We start from the raw sequence: 18,211 nt of genomic DNA, 5'->3' as shown, positions 1-18,211 counted from the left end.
ATGGCCGAACTCATCGTGGAAATCGTCGCCCTGGATCGCAAGATCTGGACGGGTACCGCGCGCCTCGTGCGGGTACGCACCACCGAGGGCGACATCGGCATCATGCCGGGACACGAGTCCATGGCGGGGCTGCTCAAGCCGGGGGAGTTCGCCATCGACCGTGTGGACGGCGACCGTCTCGTGGGCAGCATCGACTCCGGGTTCGTCTCCGTGGACAACAACCGTGTCACGGTGGTTGCGGACGAGGTCTCCCTGGATTCGGAGGCGCGTTCCGCCTGAGCGGTATCGCGTGACCGCTTGACGTCGACCCTCGTGCCTTCGGGTGCGGGGGTCGACGTCGTTCGCCTACCGTGGTGCGCTGGCCCAGGTGTCACGGCGGACTGTCCCGTACTCGTGATCGAGGAGAATGCATGGAAGAGAAGATCGAAGTACACGGGCCCACGAAGATCAACGGTGAGCTGCCCGTGTACGGTGCCAAAAACAGTGTGCTCAAGCTCATGGCTGCGGCGCTGCTCGCCACGGGCCGTTCCACGATCACCAACGTCCCCGAGATCCAGGACGTCACGATCATGGCGGAGCTGTTGCGCCGGCTCGGGTGCGAGGTCTCGTACGAGCCCTCGGCGCACACCGTGACCATCGACGTCCCGGAGGAGCTCGGTCACCAGGCCGACTACGACCTCGTGCGGGCCATGCGGGCGTCCATCTCCGTGCTGGGCCCGCTCATGGCGCGCTGTCTCCAGGCCGAGGTCGCCCTGCCAGGCGGGGACGCGATCGGAACCCGGGGCCTGGATATGCATCGCGCGGGACTCGAGGCCATGGGGGCCCGGTTGACCATCGAACGCGGGTTCCTGCGAGCTAGTGCACCGGACGGTCTGACGGGTGCGACCTATCGACTGGACTACCCCTCCGTGGGGGCCACCGAGAACCTGATGACCGCAGCCACGACCGCCCGGGGCGTCACGGTGCTGGACAACGTGGCCCGCGAACCGGAGATCGTGGACATCGGCCGGATGCTGCAGGCCATGGGTGCACGGATCGAGGGGCTCGGTTCCACCACGATCATGGTCGAGGGGGTCCCGCGGCTGCACCCGGTCACACACCGCACGGTCCCGGACCGTATCGTGGCCGGGACGTGGGCCTTTGCCGCCGCGGTCACGGGCGGTCGCGTAGAGATCGTGGGTGCGGAACCGGAACACCTGGACGTGGTGCTGGCCAAGCTGCGCTGCGCGGGTTGCGAGATCAACACCGCCGATGGGCGGTTCGTGGTGCGCGGTCCCGAGCGGCCCAAGGCCATCAACGTCTCGACCCTGCCCTATCCGGGGTTCCCCACGGATCTGCAACCGTTCGTGGTGGCGCTCAACGCGGTGGCCGAGGGTAGTGGGATCATCACGGAGAACGTGTTCGAGGCCCGGTGGGGATTCACCGCGGAGCTTGAGCGGCTCGGTGCGCGTGTGCGCCTGGACGGGCATCACGCCCGGGTGGACGGCGTCCCGTCGAACAAGCTGTCGGGTGCTCCCGTGGAAGCCATGGACATCCGGGCCGGCGCGGCTCTCGTGATCGCGGGGATGGCGGCCCACGGGGTCACCGAGGTCTCCGGGGTGGGGCACATCGACCGCGGCTACGAGCACTTCGTGGACCATCTGGCCGGAGCGGGAGCCAAGGTGCAGCGCCGCATGGCTCGCAGTTGGAACTGACCGCGCCCGCGGCGCTCCTCGGATAACCCGCCGCGCCCACCCCCACCCCTGCTTTTACTCAGCAAAAGCAGATTTTGGCGCGCTGAGCTGCTTCTGCTCCACTTAACATTCTGTGGAGTGGGATTGCCGCGGCGTGCGAACGTCCCGTGCGTCCCGGCATCTGCCCCTCAGCTCACCCGGCCCCGCGACTCGCTCGCGTCACAGCGGGCACGAGAAAACCCCCGCCACCTCGAAAGGCGACGGGGGTTTCGTCCGGGGAATGTCAGATGACGTTCACGCCGGTGGCCTGCGGGCCCTTCTGGCCCTGACCGATCTCGAACTCGACGCGCTGGTTCTCTTCGAGGGTGCGGAAGCCGCCCGACTGGATTTCGCTGTAGTGCACGAAGACGTCGCCATCAGCGTCGTCCGGCGTGATGAAGCCGAAGCCCTTCTCTGCGTTGAACCACTTAACGGTGCCCTGAGCCATAATGGGGCATCTCCTTCTGGAGTATGTAGTGCGTGCACACGATTGTGCACCTGAACCGGTACCGCGAGAAGGCTGTGGATGCGGCTCACAAGATGTTGTGCCACAGCGCCAGTCAGAACTTCACGCTCGCTACCATTCCTGCGAGCATGTCAAACATGATGCGAGAACTCCTCAAGCATCACACACTGCCGCCCCAGGGTCAATCGGCATCAGGTGATTTACTACGAGGTCCGAGAATATGACCGGTTTCCTCCCACGCGATCCGCAGACGGGTTCCGGCATAGGGGGCTGATCAGAAGAGGCGGGACTGGGTGTCCACGTTGCCGCGCATCTCGTCGTAGTCCAGTGTCAGGCACTCGATGCCGCGGTCGCGCGCGAGGACACGGGCCTGCGGTTTGATCTGCTGGGCCGCGTAGACACCTCGCACGGGGCTCAACAGGGGATCGCGGTTGAGCAGTTCGAGGTAGCGGGTCAGCTGCTCCACGCCGTCGATGTCACCGCGGCGCTTGAGTTCCACGGCCACCGTGGCCCCGCCGGCGTCCCGCGCGAGGATGTCCACGGGGCCGATGCTCGTGGGGTACTCGCGACGCACCAGGGAGAACCCGTCCCCGAGCAGGGTGATCTGCTCCGCGAGCAACCGCTGCAGATCGGCCTCCACGCCGTCCTTGACCAATCCGGGGTCCGTGCCGAGGTCGTGGGTGAGCTGGGAGTGGACGGTCATGATGTGGATGATCAGCCGGTCGTCGGACTTGCCCGCCTGGACCTCCCACACCTCGCTCACACCGTCCGCGGCAAGCTCGTCGGAGGGTTCGCGCACGTGCATCGTGGCGGGCGGACTCATCCAGTTCAGCGGTTTGTAGGATCCGCCGTCGGAGTGGATCAGCACCGAGCCGTCCGCCTTGAGCATGATGAGCCGACGAGCCAGGGGCAGGTGCGCGTTCAAGCGCCCTTCGTACCGTACCGAGCAGTCTGCAATCACTAAACGCACCAGGACAGCCTAGCGGTCCGGTTGCCCCCGGCTCACGCGCTCTTGTGCACCGGCGACGACGCCGCGCGTCGGCATGGGCGGCAACGGCACGGAGCTGCCGCCGCGGACGACGGCCCGCACCTGCCTGCTCGGACGACGACGCGCCCCCACCTGCACGGGCGACAACGCGGCGCGGCGGGGTACAGCGGCGTCGCCGCCGTCAGCGCGCGTCCTGGCGCGGGACGAAGACCTCGCGCACCAGCAGCAGTCCCGCGGCCGCGGTGGGGATGGCGATGAGCGCACCGAGGATGCCCCACAGCGCACCGCCGGCGGCCACCGCGATCACCGCGACCGCGCCGGGAACGGCCACCGCGCGGGCCATGATCCTGGGTGAGACCACGTAGGCCTCGAGCTGGAGGTACGCGAAGTAGCACAGGGCGTACGGGATCGCGGTGTCCCACCCGCCGAGCGTGGCCATGAGCGTCACGAGGATGCCGGCGAGCACGCCACCCACCAGGGGGATGAACGCGAGCAGCGCGACGAACAGGACCAGCAGTGTGGCGTAGGGGACCCCCGTGACGTTCATGAGGATGAACGCGACGAGCGCGTTGAGCAGTGCCACGCACGCCTGACCCATGACGTAGTTGCCCACGCCCTTGGTCATCTGGTCGCCCAGGTGCTTGACCCGGGCGCGCTTGCTCGCGGGGGCCAGGCGATAGCACCAGGCCTTGATCGTGGGCAGCGAGAAGAGGAAGTACAGGCTCAGCGCCATGACGATGAGCGTCCCGGTCACTGCATTGATCACCACGCCGCTCACGCTCACGACCGAACCGAACATCCCGCCCAGCAGGTTCTCGTCCGTGGCGAGGCGTTCCTGGAAGGCCCCGGTGGTGTGTTGCACGGACGCGGCGATGTCGAAGCGGTCGTCCAGGCCCTGGAACAACTCGGAGTTCATGAACTCGGTCACGAGCTCGGGGGCGCGGGCCACGAGTTGCTGGGCCTGCTCGATCATGCGGGGGACCACGACCATGATGAACGCGGTGATCACCAGGGCCAGGGCCAGGATCACCACCCCGGCGGCCACCGCGCGGGGCAACCCCTTGGTCTCGAGCCGGCGGACCAGGGGATCCATCCCCAGACAGATGAACGCGGCCGTGACGATCCACCCCACGAGTCCGCCCACGTTGGTCAGCACGTAGTAGCCCAGCAGCGCGATCCCCACGCCCACGGTGAGCAGGAAGCCCGTCTGGATGGGATGCGTCCGCGTGTTCACGGGGTGGTCCCACGGCGCACGCCGCGCGGGCTCTCCACCCGCAGCGGGTTCGGGCGGCACCTCGAAGCGGTGGCGGGTCGGACGGAAACGCGCGGGGGGCCGACCCTGCGCTCCTGGGGATGTGCTCACGCCGGAAGCGTACAACGCCGGGCCGCCGGGACTTCCAGCGTTCCCGGTGCACATAATGGGAGCAAAAGACACCCGTCCGTGCGCCCGGGAACAGGGCGCACGATCGAGTCCGCGTCCCATGTCGCGGACTCGCCGTCGAAGGAGGTTCCCATGAGCGAATTCCCCCGTTCCACCCCGGACCAGCAGCCCCCACGGGACGAGCAAGCGGTTCCTGCGTCCGTGCGCGGTGCCGTGGATCTCGGCGCGTCGGGCGGTGCCCGGACGGGTGCGCCGAACGACGACGCCGCGGCGGCGTCCGCGGGCGCCGGTAGCTACCGCGTGGAGCTGACCACCGCGAACTTCCAGCGCTACGCCGAGGCTTCCGCGACGTACCCTGTGGTCGTGGTGCTGCACGCGCCCCAGAGCCGGGAGTCGGAGACGTTCGTGGACGTGGTCGGGCGGGTCGTGGACGAGTTCCGGGGTCGGCTCATGCTGGGGACCGTGGACGCCGCCGCGGAACCGCAGATCGCGCAGGCGTTCCAGGCGCAGACCGTTCCCACCGTGCTCGCATTGCTCGGTGGGCGCGTGGTGCCGCTCGTGAACTCCACGGTCTCGGAACAGCAGTTGCGTGAGCTGCTGACCGAGCTCGTAAGCCTCGCGCAGCAAAACGGCGTCACGGGGACAGCCGAACCGGTCGCGGCGAACGAGCCCAAACCCCTGCCCCCGCTGCACCAGGAGGCCCTGGACAAACTCGAGGCCGGGGACCTGGCCGGCGCGGAGGCCAGTTACAACAAGGCGCTCGCGGAGAACCCGGGTGACCACGACGCCAAGCTCGCACTCGCTCAGGTACACCTCTTGCAGCGCGTGAGCGCGATGGACGCGACCGCCGTGCGGGAAGCCGCGGCCGCTGATCCCACGAACGTGCAGGCCGCTCTGGACGTCGCGGACCTGGACCTCTCCGGTGGGCACGTGGAGGACGCGTTCCGGCGCCTGCTCAACCTCGTGCGCACCACGGCCGGGGACGACAAGGATGCCGCGCGGGCGCGTCTCGTGGACCTCTTCGACGTCGTCGGCGCGGAGGATACCCGCGTGGTGGCCGCGCGCGCCCAGTTGATGCGGGCGCTCTTTTAGGCTGCCGCTGATGTCCGGGCTGCGGCTGAAGTCGACCGGTACGGGCGGTGGGCCTTGCGGCGACGCGCGGCCCCGGACGGGCGTCGTTCAGCGGCCCCGGTGAAGGGTTGGCGGGATCCTCGGGTCGACAGTGATGAGGTCCGGTGAATCCGCCATGCCACGCGGGTCACTCAGTACATTGGTGACATGAGTAGCCCAGTGAACGGACCCACGACCCCGCGCCGCGAGCCCGCCCCCGGCGCCGGGGGACCCGTGGCTAACGACCCCTCGACCGAGCAGCAGGGAGCACCCCGGCACGCGGCGCCCTCTGAGCATGCGGCACCCCCTGGGGCCGCCCAGCGGTATGCGGCGCCCCATGCCACCACGCAGTACGCGCCCCGAGTCCCCGCGCCGCACTCCGGCACGGGGACGCCCGCGCTCGCCGTGCGGGACCTCACCAAGTTCTACGGCCAGTCCGGCCGACCCGCCGCGGATCATGTGAACCTCACGGTGCCGCGGGGCTCCTTCTACGGCCTCGTAGGGCGCAACGGCGCCGGCAAGACGACCACGCTGTCCATGGCCACGGGATTGCTGCGTCCCTCCGCGGGCTCGGTGCTCGTGGGCGGGGGAAGCCGCGACGAGCTCGTGGACGTGTGGCGTGATCCCGTGACCGCCAAGCGACGCATGGGTGTGCTGCCCGACGGCGCCCACCTGTTCGACCGGCTCACGGGACGCCAGCTCGTGACCTACTCGGGTCTGCTGCGCGGGATGGACCGCGAGCTCGTCGCGCAGCGGACCGAGGACCTCATCGTGGCCATGGACCTGCAGGACGCAGCGGGGCGCCAGGTGCAGGACTACTCCGCGGGTATGACGAAGAAGATCGCCCTGGCCGCGGCCATGATCCACGCACCCAGCCTGCTCGTGCTGGACGAGCCGTTCGAGTCGGTGGACCCGGTCTCCGCCGCGAACATCCGATCGCTGCTGCACCAGTACACGAATTCGGGCGGCACCGTGGTGGTCTCGAGCCACGTGATGGACCTTGTGCAGCGCATGTGCGATCACGTGGCCGTGATGGACCAAGGCCGTGTCCTCGCGCAGGGGACCATGGACGAGGTGTGCGCCGGCATGTCCCTCGAGGACCGGTTCGTGTCCTTGGTGGGCGGACGCACCGAAGCGGGGGAGGGGTTGCAGTGGCTGCGTCCCGAGTGAACGACCCGCGCGACGCCGCGGCTCCCGACCACCTCGACACCGCATTCGCAGAAGGCCCCGCACAGGACGTCGCGCCCGACGCCGCCGTTCCCGCCTCCGTGCGCCCCTCGCACGGCGGGGGTGAACCCGTCACGCGCAGCATCGGGGCGTTCGAGGAGGCCCGGCGGCTGGCCGGGCTGAAATGGCGCGTGCTCATCAACACCCTGACCCGCAGCACGTGGATCCTGGTGGGCACGATTCTGGGTGGCCTCTACGCACTGTTCCTCCTGGGGATGGCGCTGACCGCGTTGATCGCGCTCGGGGGTGAAGCCCTCGAGACCGTGGTGGTCGCGTCGGTCCTGCTGGGTTCCCTGCTGCTCGTGGGCTGGTGGCTCGTACCGCTGGTCTCGTCCAAGGCCGACTCCACGCTGGACCCTTCCCGGCTCGCCCTGTTCCCCCTGAGCACCACGGGTCTGGTGGCCGGCCAGGTGGCGGGCGCGGTCGTCGGGATCCCGGGGGTGCTGACCGTGATCGCCCTGCTCGGCTGGCTGTTCTCGTGGCGCGGTTCCACGGTGGCGCTCATTGCGGCAATACCGTGCGCGATCATCGGCGCCCTGCTCGCGTTCGTCGGTTCGCGCTGCGTTACGGCCCTGGGCGCGAACTTCGCGAAGGGGCGGCGCACGAACGAGATCATCTCCATGGTCGTGCTGGTTCTCGTTGTGCTGCTGGGGCCCCTCATCTCCTTGTTCGCGACCGGCCTGGGCCAGGTGTGGCAGCTGCTGCCCACATGGGCGGGAGTTCTCGCGTGGACCCCCCTCGGTGCTACCTGGGCGGTCCCCGGCGACGTCGCGTCGGGTCACTGGCTCGCGGCCCTCGCCCGAGTGGCGATCTCCCTGGTCACGCTGCTCCTGCTCGTGGTCGTTACGTGTGCGGGTCTGCGCCGTGCCCTCGGCGACGCCGCCGGCGGAGCCGCCCGGGGGACGTCCCGCCCGCAGGAGGGCGTCGGTCTGTTCGACCGGTTCCCGGCGAACCAATGGGGTGCGGTGGCCGCACGGTGTCTCACGTACTGGCTCAAGGACCCGCGCTACTCGGCGTCGCTGCTCATGATCCCCGCGATCGGGGCGGTCTTCTGGTTCATCGCGGGTGAGTCGGGGTTCAGTCTGTGGGCGCTGCCCCTGTTCGTGTCGCTGCTCATGGCGTACGCGATCTCCGCGGACGTCTCCTACGACAACACCGCGTTCAGCCTTCACGTGCTGGCGCCGGTCTCCGGGCGTGCGGATCGGCTGGGGCGCGTGGTGGCCCTGCTGATCGTGGCCGTGCCGCTGGTGCTGCTCTCGATCGTGCTCTGGCTCGCGGGCGTGCAGCGCTGGGACGCCCTGCCCGCCGTGGTGGGCGTGTGCGTGGGGATCCTGCTCGGTGGCGCCGGCGTGGTCTCGATCGTCTCGGCCCGGTACACGTATCCCACGCCGCCCCCGGGCGCGTCCCCCATGAAGACACCCCAGGGGTTCACGATCCTCAACCTGGTGGTGCAGTTCGTGATCATGGGTCTCATGGCCCTGCTCGCGTTCCCGGCCGGGATCCTGCTGATCGTGTACCTCGTCACGGGAGCCGCCGTGTGGTGCTGGCTCGCGCTCGCGGTGGGCCTCGTGGAAGGCTTCGTGGTGTTGTGGATCGGCGTGCGTTCGGGCGGTAAGTGGCTGGACGCGCGCGGGCCCGAACTGCTCCAGGAGGTGGCCGCCTACCGGTGAGCCGGGCCCGGTGCGCGGGGTAGAGTGGGGGACATGGAAATCACCGAAGCCCAGGAATTCACGGATCCTTCCGTGCGCTCCTCCCGGGTGATCAGCAACGGTCTGTTCGGCACGAAGCCCGAGACCGTGGGTGGCACCTCCACGATCGAGCGCGAGGACACCCGGCAGCTGCAGGAACCCGGTGATCACGAGCGGTTCGCGCACTACGTCCGGAAGGAGAAGATCATGGAGTCGGCACTGTCCGGCGAACCCGTGATCGCCCTGTGCGGCAAGGTGTGGACCCCGGGTCGGGATCCCCAGAAGTTCCCCGTGTGCCCGGAGTGCAAGGAGATCTACCAGGGCCTGCGTCCCGGCAAGGACGAGCCCGAGAACTGACCACCCTTCCCTTCTCGTGAGGTCCCGCGCCGGGCGGGACCACCGGCGGCGCCCGCGCTCAGCGGGCGCCTTTGCCGTGCGGGGTCGCGCGGGCGTCGTCGTCCGTGCCTCGTACGACGGCGATCCGAGCGTCGTCGTCCGCGCGAGCGAGACCCCCGATCCGTGTGACGGGACCGGAGTGGATGCGCGCCAACGAGCGTGCGGAGAGGACGAGCACCACGTGTCTGACAGCGATCAAATGTCCCTTTTCGGAGCCGCGGCGGATCTCCCGCCGGCCTATCCGGACCGGGCGGCGTGGGGGACCGCGCCCAAGTTGCGCGCGTGGCAGGCGGAGGCGATCCACCGCTACGAACAAGCCCAACCGCGTGATTTCATGGCCGTGGCGACCCCTGGTGCGGGTAAGACGACCTTCGCGTTGACCGTGGCCAAGAAGCTGCATGACGCGGGGACCGTTCAGCGCGTGACCGTGGTGACCCCCACGGAACACCTCAAGCGCCAGTGGGCCGACGCCGCGGCGCGCGTGGGACTCGCGATCGACCCCAACTTCAAGAACGCGGACGGCCAGCACGGCCGCGGCTACATGGGCGCGGCCGTGACCTACGCACAGGTGGCCAACAAGCCGCTGCTGCATCGCGCGCGCACCGAGGCCGGGCGCACGCTCGTGATCATGGACGAGATCCACCACGCCGGTGACTCCCTGTCCTGGGGCGACGGGCTGCGCGAGGCCTTCGAACCCGCGACCCGCCGGCTCGCCCTTACGGGTACACCGTTCCGCTCGGACACCTCGCCCATCCCGTTCGTGAGCTACGAGGAGGACGGGGACGGGATCCGCCGGTCCACGGCCGATTACACGTACGGGTACGCGGACGCCCTGCACGATCACGTGGTGCGTCCCGTGATCTTCATGGCCTACTCGGGTCAGATGCGCTGGCGGACCTCGGCCGGTGAGGAGATGGCCGCCCAGCTCGGGGAGGGGTTCACCAAGGACATCACGTCCCACGCGTGGCGTACCGCCCTGGACCCGCACGGGCAGTGGATCCCGTCCGTGCTGCGCGCCGCCGATCAGCGGCTCACGCAGGTGCGGCGCACCGTCCCGGACGCCGGGGCGCTCGTGATCGCCACGGACCACCAGGACGCCAAGGCCTACGCCGAACAGTTGCACGCCATCACGGGGGAGCGGCCCACCGTGGTGCTCTCGGACGACAAGACCGCGTCCAACAAGATCGACGAGTTCTCCGAATCCGACAAGCGCTGGATGATCGCGGTGCGCATGGTCTCCGAGGGCGTGGACGTGCCCCGGTTGGCCGTGGGCGTGTACGCCACGTCCACCTCCACGCCGCTGTTCTTCGCCCAGGCGGTGGGTCGCTTCGTGCGCGCCCGCAAGCGCGGGGAGACCGCGTCCGTGTTCCTGCCCTCGGTGCCCACGCTCATGGCGCTCGCCAACTCCATGGAGGAGGAGCGGGACCACGCGTTGGACAAGCCCAAGAACATGCCGGGGGTCGTGGACTTCGACCAGCCCATGGAAACGGGCTGGGACGACGACCTGCTGGATGAGGCCAACCGCGAGGACAAGGCGTCGTCGTCCCTGGCCCAGGGCAACTTCCAGGCCCTGGACTCGGACGCGTCCTTCCACGGTGTGCTCTTCGATGGCGGCGCCTTCGGCGGTGGCGCGGCGGTTGGTTCCGAGGAGGAAGCCGAATACCTGGGGATCCCCGGGTTGCTCGACGCGGACCAGGTCTCGGCCCTGCTGCGGGAGCGGCAATCGCGCTCGGCCCAGCGCAACGGTCGGAGCGGCCATGACGCACCCCAGACCCCCGCGGTGCCGGATCACCGCCGCCTGAAGGACCTGCGCTCGCAGCTGTCCAAGAACGTCTCCGCGTGGTCCGCGCGCACCGGAACACCGCACGGGGTGATCCACAACGAATTGCGCACCAAGTGCGGAGGCCCGGCCGTGGCCCAGGCCTCCGAGGACCAGCTGACCGCACGGATCGCCCTGTTGCAGCGCTGGTTCATCGGCCGGAAGTAGCCGACGCCGCGTAGCGGCCGACGCGGCGACGCGGCCAAGCGGCGCGGCCCGCACGGCGGCGCGGCGGGCGTTCAGTCCAGGTCGGTCACGACCTCCGCGCCCGCGGCCTCGAGTTCCTCGACCGCCCGCTCACCGGACTCGGCTGCCACGGGCGCGGTGAGCGGCAGCAGCACCCGGGTCTCGTAGCCGGCCTCCACGGCGTCCTTGGCGGTGGCCAGCACGCAGTGGTCCAGCGCGAGACCGACGACGTCCACGGCCTCGACGCCGCGTTCCTGCAGCCAGTCGTCCAGGCTCACGCGTTCTTCGTCGGAGTCCTCCTCCGGTTCCCCCATGGGGACGTCCACGTCCGGGGCGGACAGGCCCTCGAAACCGGAGTAGGCGGCGTCGTATGCGCCCTTACGGAAGTACTCCGTGACGTACTCGGTGTCGAGATCGGGGTGCGTGTCAGCGCCGGTGGTCTCCGCGACGCAGTGCACGGGCCAGCTCGTGACGAAGTCGGGGGTGTCGCTGAAGTGCTCCCCGGGGTCAACATGCCAGTCCTGGGTCGCGGCCACGGCAACGTAGTCGCCGTGGTGGTCCTCGAGGTACTCGGAGACCTGCGCGGCGACCGCCGCCCCGCCTTCGACGGCCAGGCTGCCGCCCTCGCAGAAGTCGTTCTGGATGTCCACGATCAGCAATGCAGTGCGCATGGCTACCTCCCTGGTCAGTGTGCGGTTCCGGGTTCGATCACGGTGGGGATCACGGGCTCGCCCTCGGAGAGTCGGCGCGCCGCGCGGGGCAGTTCGGCCACGGAATCGACGTGGCGCTGCCGGGCACGGGTTACGGCCTCGGGGCCCGTGTAGCCGTCGTGCAGCTCGCCGCCGGTGACGTAGTCCACGAGCAGGGGGCGGTCATCGCCGTCGTCCTCGGGCATGTGCGACACGCCCACGATCTCGTGTGTGGCCACGCCCTGGGGATCACGACGGCGCAGCGCGTACTTCTCGCCGCCCACCGACTTCTTGCCGGAGGACGCCTTGGCCACGGGTTCCATGGCGCCCGAGGCGCCCTCGCGCGAGACGAGCTTGTAGACCATCGACGACGTGGGGGCACCCGAACCCGTGACGAGGCGCGTGCCCACGCCGTATGCGTCCACGGGAGCGGCGCGCAGGGCGGCGATCGCGTACTCGTCCAGGTCGCTGGTGACCGTGATCCGGGTGTTGGAGTTGCCGAGCTTGTCGAGCAGCGCGCGCACGGACGTGGCCTGCGTCACGAGGTCGCCGGAGTCCAGGCGTACGCCCCCGAGGTCCTTGCCCGCGATCTCGACGGCGAGCGTGACGGCCCGTTCGACGTCGTACGTGTCGACCAGAAGGGTCGTGGACACACCCAGCGCGTCCAGTTGGGCGCGGAACGCCTGCTCCTCGGAGTCGTGCAGCAGGGTGAACGAGTGGGCCGCGGTGCCCACGGTCTTGACCCCGTAGCGGAAACCGGCCTCGAGGTTGGAGGTCGAGTCGAAGCCCGCGACCACGGCGGCGCGGGCCGCGGCCACGGCCGCCTGCTCGTGGGCGCGGCGCGATCCCATCTCGATGCACGGGCGCTCTCCCGCGGCACCCACCATGCGGGAGGCCGCCGAGGCCACGGCGGAATCGAAGTTCAGGACGGAGAGGATGTAGGTCTCTAGGACGCACGCCTCGGCGAACGAGGACTCCACGCTCAGCAGCGGCGAGTGGGGGAAGTACGTCTCGCCCTCGGCGTAGCCGCGGATCTGGCCGGTGAAACGGAAGTTCTCCAGGTACGCCACGGTCTGGGCGTCCACCACGGCGGTGTCCCGCAGGAACCGCAGCTGCTCGTCGGTGAATCGGAACTGCTCGAGCCCCTCGAGCACCCGGCCCATCCCAGCGAACACCCCGTAGCGGCGGCCGTTGGGGAGTCTGCGGGCGAAGACCTCGAACACGCTGCGGCGGGACGCGGTGCCTGCCCGGAGCGCGGCCTGCAACATGGTGAGCTCGTAGTGGTCCGTCAGCAAGGACGTGGGCTGCGGGTGCCAGGAATAGGTGTGCTCGTTCACGTGGCCAGCCTAGTGGGCCGTCCGTCGTGCGCACATCCGTGTCCCCGTGACTACCATGGAGGCGATGTTCACTACGCACCGCGCCGTCCCCGCCCGGATCCCGGCCGTCCAGATGAGCTCCGCGCCGGCGGAGTCCCCCGTGCTCGAACGGGAGGAGCAGGCGGTCACGGCCATGAACGTGCCGTGGAACGTGGTGGTGTGGGACGATCCCGTGAACCTCATGAGCTACGTGGTCTACGTGTTCCGCGTCCACTTCGGCTACTCGGACGCCAAGGCCCGCACACTCATGCTCGAGGTGCACAACCGGGGCCGCTCGATCGTGTTCACGGGAACCCTCGAGGAGGCGGAGACGCACGTGAGCTCGCTGCACGGCTACGGCCTGTGGGCCACGTACGAGAAGGCGGGGGAGCACTGATGGCGCACGGGTTCAAGCGCACGCGCAAGGGCATCGTCGGTCGGTTCGAGGCCCCCGAGGTGCGGTTGTTGCAGAAACTGTTCTCGGACGTGGGGGAGACCCTGGCACCCGCAGCGCGCGAGGACGGGCCGGCTCGCAACGACGACCCGCTCGAGGCGCTGCTCGGCTGGGACGAGGACGTGGCCGAACCCACGGACCCGGCGGTGCGCAGGCTGCTGCCCGCGGCGTCGTCGGACCCGGAACAGGCCGCGGAGTTCCGGCGACTCACGGACCGCTCGCTGCGCGAACGCAAGACCGCGGCATTGCGTGCGTCCTCCCTGGCCCTGGAATCCCAGCCCGTGGTGCTGAGCGTGGCGCAGGCACAGGACTTCGCGCGCTCGCTCAACGACGTCCGCCTGGTGCTGGCCTCCCGGCTGAACATCGACTCGACCGAGGCCGCCGAGCGCGTGGCCGAGCTGACCGACTTCGGCCGGGCCGAGGACGTGGAGCAGTACATGGGTGTGGTCTACAACTTCGTCTCCTGGCTTCAGGAGACCCTCATGAACGCGCTGCTGAAGACCCTGCCGCCCCGGTGACCGGGGATCGCCAAGGTCACACGTCTCATGCGCGAGGGCGCGCGCGAAAAGCACTACAGTTTTCCGGTATGCAGGTGCACGAACGTCCCACCGGTCCCAATCCCAACTCGCCCATCGGCGTGTTCGATTCGGGTGTGGGCGGGCTCACGGTGGCGCGGGCGATCATCGACCAGCTGCCCAACGAGGAGATCCTCTACGTCGGTGACACCGCGCACGGCCCCTACGGGCCCCTGCCGATCGCCGAGGTGCGTTCCAACGCCCTGCGCATCATGGACGACCTCGTGGACTCCGGGGTCAAGCTGCTCGTGATCGCGTGCAACACCGCGTCCGCCGCAGTGCTGCGGGATGCGCGCGAGCGTTACACGCGCGGTTACAACATCCCCGTGACCGAGGTCATCCAGCCCGCGGTGCGCCGCGCGGTGGCCACCACGCGCTCCGGTCGGGTGGGGGTGATCGGCACCGAGGCGACGATCGGCTCGCGCGCGTACGACGACACGTTCGCGGCCGCACCCCAGCTCGAAATCACGTCCGTGGCGTGCCCCGAATTCGTGGAGTACGTGGAGCGCGGCGTCACCACGGGGCCCGATCTGTTGCGCACCGCCCAGCACTACCTCCAGCCCCTCAAGGACGCGAGCGTAGACACCCTGGTGCTCGGGTGCACGCACTACCCGCTGCTCACGGCGGTGATCTCTTACGTCATGGGCGAGAGCGTGAACCTGGTCTCGTCCTCGGAAGAGGCCTCGCGGGACGTCTACCGCTGCCTGTTGGACAACCACCTCGAGCGGGATCCCGAGCTCGCTCCCCACCACGAATTCCTGGCCACGGGGGACCCCGTGAGCTTCGAGGTCCTCGCCCAACGGTTCCTGGGCCCCGAAGTGGTCCGCGTCCGGCACACGGCGTCCGTCGCGGAGCAGTACCCCACCGGTTCCCTCGCCACGATCCACGCGGCTCAGCGCTGAGTCGGCACCAGAAAGGCGATCACCCATGATCCTCACAGTGATCGGTAACACCGGAAGTTTTCCCGGGCCCGATGCCCCCGCCTCGTGCTACCTGCTCTCCGGCGAGGACGCGCACGGGCGCACGTGGCGCATCGTGCTGGACATGGGCAACGGTGCCCTGGGTGTCCTGCAGCGCCACATCGACCTGCACGAGATCGACGCGATCATGCTCTCCCACCTGCACCCGGACCACTGCGTGGACGTGGGCGGTCTGCACGTGGCTGTGAAGTGGGATCCCCGCGGATGGCAGGGCGGTCGCATCCCGATCTACGGTCCGTCCATGCTGCACGGATACCTCAACCAGCTGCACCTGTTGCCGCCCGAGCACTCGATGGACACCGAGTTCGACTTCCACGTGTGGCAGGCCAACCAGCCCGTGACCGTGGGTCCGTTCACGGTCACACCCCACCCAGTGAACCACCCGTGCCCCGAGCCCTATGCGCTGCGCGTCGAGTACCGCGGGGCCCAGGGCACAGAGGTCCTCACGTATTCGGGGGACACCGACGTGTGCGACGAGCTCGTGGCAGCGGCCCGCGACGCGGACGTGTTCCTGTGCGAGGCCGCCTACCAGGAGGGCCGCGAGGACCATCTGCGCGGGATCCACCTCACGGGCAAGCGCGCGGGAGAGACCGCGACCGCCGCGGGTGTGCGTCGGTTGCTGCTGACCCACCTGCCCGTGTGGAACTCGGTGGACACGGCCACGGCGGAGGCCGTCGGAGCGTTCTCCGGTCCGGTCACGGTGGCCCGTGTGGCCACGAGTTACGACGTTGCCGGGCCGACCGACCAGTCGTTCACTGCATTGGCAAGCGCGGTGACCGGGGACTAGGCTGAAACCCATGACTTCGCCTACCGAGCCGGCACGATCCACCGAGAATTCCACGGGCGAGGGTGGCTCCGCCGCATCGGGGCTGGTACGAGCGGACGGGCGCGCCGTCGACGAACTGCGGCCCATCACCATCACCCGCGGTTGGTCTGAACAGGCCGAGGGCTCCGCCCTGATCGAATTCGGCGGCACCCGTGTGCTGTGCACCGCGTCCCTCACGGAGGGCGTGCCTCGCTGGCTCAAGGGTGAGGGCCGGGGTTGGGTCACCGCGGAGTACGCCATGCTCCCGCGCGCCACCTCCACGCGTTCGGCCCGCGAATCGGTCAAGGGCAAGGTCGGTGGCCGCACCCATGAAATCTCGCGTCTGATCGGCCGCTCCCTGCGTTCGATCATCGACCTCAAGGCCCTCGGGGAGAACACCGTGGTCCTCGACTGCGACGTCCTGCAGGCCGACGGCGGTACGCGCACCGCGTCCATCACCGGCGCGTACGTCGCGCTCGCCGAGGCCATCCGCTGGGCCCACGACAACGGCATCCTCAAGCCGCGGGTCAACCCCCTCATCGACACGGTCTCGGCCGTGTCCGTGGGGATCATCGACGGTGTTCCCATGCTGGACCTGCCGTACGTGGAGGACGTGCGCGCGGAAACCGACATGAACGTCGTCGTGACCGGCTCGGGGGACTTCGTGGAGGTCCAGGGCACGGCCGAGGGCGCACCGTTCAAGCGCGCCGAACTGGACGTGCTGCTCGACCTCGCCGTGGCTGGGTGCGCCCAGCTGGCCGAGATCCAGCGGGAGACCCTGGAGGCCACCCGTGGCCGATGACGTACGCGGTGCCCGCGTGGTGCTCGCGACACAGAACGCGGGCAAGGTGCGCGAGCTGCAGGCCATGCTCCGCGACGCGGGGCTGACGGATCCCGGGATCGTGGTGGACGCGCGCACGGCCGGGCTGAGCGACGTCGTCGAAACGGGCGTCACGTTCCAGGAAAACGCGCTGCTCAAGGCGCGTACTGCCGCCGCGGAGACGGGACTCATCGCGCTCGCGGACGACTCGGGACTCAGCGTGGACGTCATGGGCGGCGCCCCGGGCATCTTCTCCGCGCGGTGGAGCGGGGTCCACGGCGACGACGCCGCCAACCTCCAGCTGCTGCTCGCCCAGCTCGGGGACATCGCCCCCGAAAACCGCCGCGGCTCCTTCCTGTGCGCCGCCGCGGTCGTCGCACCAGACGGCGCCGAGCACGTGGTCACGGGTGAGCTGCCCGGGAACATTCTGCGCGAACCCGCGGGGGAGAACGGGTTCGGCTACGACCCGATCTTCGCCCCGGACGGCCAGGACGGCCTCAGCTGCGCGCAGTTGAGCCCAGAGCACAAAAACAGGATCAGCCATCGTGCGCAGGCCATGGCCGCCGTGTTGCCGCACTTGTTGCAGCTGCTCACGGGTTCGAGTGGGACCGCGCGGCAGGACGGGCCGGAAGCCACAGTGGCGTCCCCCCTGGAACCGGAGCCAGAGGACTGACCCATGACTTTCGCGTGCGGACACCTACCTTTTGCTCCGGCTGTCGAGGCGGTGTTGGCGGAGGCCAGGGTGCGCGTGGATCGCTCCGAGTGGGAGCTGCACGCCGGCGGGTCCGCGCACATCGTGGTCAACGCGGGGCACGTGATGAGCGTGCGGATCGCCAAGAACCCGACCTCGGGGGAGAACGTGCGCAGGCGTACCCGTGCGCTGTCGCGGCTACCGGAGTTCGACTTCGCCGTGCCGCGCCCCCTGACCCCCGTGCTGCAGGACGGGCGGTACACCGCGGTGGGGATGACCTGGATCCCGGGCAGCCCCCGCCCGCCGGGGCACGCGGACCCGCGGGAGCTGCGCAGGGTCCTCGAGCAGGTACATAATGCGGACGCGCGCGCGGCGGAACCGTGGCTGGACCGGCCCGGTCAGCACTGGGGCGGTCACCGCCGTCGCCACGTCCTGCTGGACCAGGTTCTGCCGCTGCTGCTCCCGCGGAACCGGGACCGCGCCATGAATGCGATCGAGGACCTCGTGGCCTTGGACAACGTCCCGCCGCGGCTCGTGCACGGGGACCTCATGGGCTCCAACATGCTGTGGCAGGACGATCACCTGGTGGGCGTGATCGACTGGGACCACGCGAGCATGAGCGATCCCGCGTACGACGTCGCGTCCCTGGGACTCTGGTTCGGCTGGTCCAGCGTGCGCCAGGCGACGGACGAGGAGAACTATCTGCGCGCGCGGTTGCACTCCCGGATCTTCCCGCTGCAGGCCGTGGCATACGCGCTGCACCATGAGCTCGACACCGCCCAGATCCGCCAGGCCGTGGAGAAGGCGGACGCGTGGTACGAGACCCGCGCCATGGCCTCCGTGTGAGCGACATGCCATGTCGGAGGCGT

At 69.4% G+C, this 18,211-nt stretch carries 20 protein-coding genes; 14 read left to right on the top strand and 6 right to left on the bottom strand.

Going from position 1 to position 18,211, the window contains the following annotated elements:
- Window positions 1–279: a F0F1 ATP synthase subunit epsilon gene (locus IE157_RS10005; protein ID WP_064845716.1), complete on the top strand. Its 279-nt coding sequence runs from the start codon at window positions 1–3 to the stop codon at window positions 277–279.
- Window positions 280–410: 131 nt separating this feature from the next.
- Window positions 411–1,694 (top strand): UDP-N-acetylglucosamine 1-carboxyvinyltransferase, encoded by a 1,284-nt coding sequence (murA, locus tag IE157_RS10000; protein WP_064845715.1) that lies wholly within the window; start codon window positions 411–413, stop codon window positions 1,692–1,694.
- A 262-nt stretch (window positions 1,695–1,956) separates the two neighbouring features.
- Here the strand turns inward: murA and IE157_RS09995 are convergent, their stop codons facing one another.
- The 3 genes from IE157_RS09995 to IE157_RS09985 form a co-directional block, all read right to left on the bottom strand.
- The gene (locus IE157_RS09995) at window positions 1,957–2,160 is read right to left on the bottom strand and encodes a cold-shock protein (protein WP_064845714.1); all 204 of its coding nucleotides are present in this window, start codon (window positions 2,158–2,160) and stop codon (window positions 1,957–1,959) included.
- 292 nt (window positions 2,161–2,452) lie between these two features.
- A complete protein-coding gene (gene nucS, locus IE157_RS09990; RefSeq protein ID WP_064845713.1) occupies window positions 2,453–3,148 on the bottom strand; it encodes an endonuclease NucS in 696 nt (231 codons plus the stop codon).
- A gap of 199 nt (window positions 3,149–3,347) precedes the next feature.
- Entirely contained in the window at window positions 3,348–4,529 is a 1,182-nt protein-coding gene (locus IE157_RS09985) for an AI-2E family transporter (protein ID WP_064845729.1), read from the bottom strand.
- A 150-nt stretch (window positions 4,530–4,679) separates the two neighbouring features.
- Between IE157_RS09985 and IE157_RS09980 the strand changes: the two genes are divergently transcribed.
- From IE157_RS09980 to IE157_RS09965, 4 genes are all read left to right on the top strand, one after another.
- Window positions 4,680–5,639: a tetratricopeptide repeat protein gene (locus IE157_RS09980; protein WP_193519868.1), complete on the top strand. Its 960-nt coding sequence runs from the start codon at window positions 4,680–4,682 to the stop codon at window positions 5,637–5,639.
- A gap of 186 nt (window positions 5,640–5,825) precedes the next feature.
- Window positions 5,826–6,827, top strand: a complete 1,002-nt coding sequence (locus IE157_RS09975; RefSeq protein ID WP_064845711.1) for an ABC transporter ATP-binding protein — start codon at window positions 5,826–5,828, stop codon at window positions 6,825–6,827.
- Window positions 6,809–8,554, top strand: coding sequence for a hypothetical protein (locus tag IE157_RS09970; RefSeq protein ID WP_318281431.1), 1,746 nt, complete (start codon window positions 6,809–6,811; stop codon window positions 8,552–8,554). The genes IE157_RS09975 and IE157_RS09970 overlap by 19 nt, the downstream gene beginning before the upstream one ends.
- Window positions 8,555–8,587: 33 nt before the next feature.
- Window positions 8,588–8,929 (top strand): DUF3039 domain-containing protein, encoded by a 342-nt coding sequence (locus tag IE157_RS09965; protein ID WP_082943205.1) that lies wholly within the window; start codon window positions 8,588–8,590, stop codon window positions 8,927–8,929.
- A 58-nt stretch (window positions 8,930–8,987) separates the two neighbouring features.
- Here IE157_RS09965 and IE157_RS09960 read toward each other — a convergent pair whose 3' ends face one another.
- Window positions 8,988–9,167, bottom strand: a complete 180-nt coding sequence (locus tag IE157_RS09960; protein WP_193519867.1) for a hypothetical protein — start codon at window positions 9,165–9,167, stop codon at window positions 8,988–8,990.
- Here IE157_RS09960 and IE157_RS09955 point away from each other — a divergent pair, their 5' ends adjacent.
- Entirely contained in the window at window positions 9,168–10,955 is a 1,788-nt protein-coding gene (locus tag IE157_RS09955) for a DEAD/DEAH box helicase (RefSeq protein WP_167318356.1), read from the top strand. It abuts the gene before it with no gap.
- Between the two features lie 71 nt (window positions 10,956–11,026).
- On the opposite strand, the gene IE157_RS09950 is transcribed toward IE157_RS09955, so the two are convergent.
- Both IE157_RS09950 and IE157_RS09945 read right to left on the bottom strand, forming a co-directional pair.
- Complete coding sequence (locus IE157_RS09950) at window positions 11,027–11,644, bottom strand: isochorismatase family protein (protein ID WP_131332682.1); 618 nt, start codon at window positions 11,642–11,644, stop codon at window positions 11,027–11,029.
- A gap of 14 nt (window positions 11,645–11,658) precedes the next feature.
- Window positions 11,659–12,999: a nicotinate phosphoribosyltransferase gene (locus tag IE157_RS09945; protein ID WP_085106334.1), complete on the bottom strand. Its 1,341-nt coding sequence runs from the start codon at window positions 12,997–12,999 to the stop codon at window positions 11,659–11,661.
- A gap of 64 nt (window positions 13,000–13,063) precedes the next feature.
- On the opposite strand from IE157_RS09945, the gene clpS reads away from it, so the two are divergent.
- The 7 genes from clpS to IE157_RS09910 all read left to right on the top strand — a co-directional run bounded on the left by clpS (window position 13,064) and on the right by IE157_RS09910 (window position 18,188).
- The gene (gene clpS, locus IE157_RS09940) at window positions 13,064–13,414 is read left to right on the top strand and encodes an ATP-dependent Clp protease adapter ClpS (RefSeq protein WP_193519866.1); all 351 of its coding nucleotides are present in this window, start codon (window positions 13,064–13,066) and stop codon (window positions 13,412–13,414) included.
- A complete protein-coding gene (locus tag IE157_RS09935; RefSeq protein ID WP_193519865.1) occupies window positions 13,414–13,989 on the top strand; it encodes a DUF2017 domain-containing protein in 576 nt (191 codons plus the stop codon). Before clpS ends, IE157_RS09935 begins: the two co-directional genes overlap by 1 nt.
- 68 nt (window positions 13,990–14,057) lie before the next feature.
- On the top strand, window positions 14,058–14,948 hold the full coding sequence (gene murI, locus IE157_RS09930; RefSeq protein WP_098054744.1) for a glutamate racemase: 891 nt from the start codon (window positions 14,058–14,060) through the stop codon (window positions 14,946–14,948).
- Window positions 14,949–14,973: 25 nt separating this feature from the next.
- On the top strand, window positions 14,974–15,813 hold the full coding sequence (locus IE157_RS09925) for an MBL fold metallo-hydrolase (RefSeq protein ID WP_064845704.1): 840 nt from the start codon (window positions 14,974–14,976) through the stop codon (window positions 15,811–15,813).
- A gap of 10 nt (window positions 15,814–15,823) precedes the next feature.
- Entirely contained in the window at window positions 15,824–16,633 is an 810-nt protein-coding gene (gene rph / locus IE157_RS09920; RefSeq protein ID WP_085106331.1) for a ribonuclease PH, read from the top strand.
- Entirely contained in the window at window positions 16,623–17,324 is a 702-nt protein-coding gene (rdgB, locus tag IE157_RS09915; RefSeq protein ID WP_098054742.1) for an RdgB/HAM1 family non-canonical purine NTP pyrophosphatase, read from the top strand. The genes rph and rdgB overlap by 11 nt, the downstream gene beginning before the upstream one ends.
- A 3-nt stretch (window positions 17,325–17,327) precedes the next feature.
- Window positions 17,328–18,188: a phosphotransferase family protein gene (locus IE157_RS09910; RefSeq protein ID WP_064845701.1), complete on the top strand. Its 861-nt coding sequence runs from the start codon at window positions 17,328–17,330 to the stop codon at window positions 18,186–18,188.
- Window positions 18,189–18,211: the final 23 nt, after the last annotated feature.

The organism is Kocuria marina, from assembly GCA_014652975.1.
Taxonomy (GTDB): domain Bacteria; phylum Actinomycetota; class Actinomycetes; order Actinomycetales; family Micrococcaceae; genus Kocuria; species Kocuria marina.
Note: the sequence above shows the minus strand (reverse complement) of the source record. Positions and strands in the feature narration are given on the sequence as shown.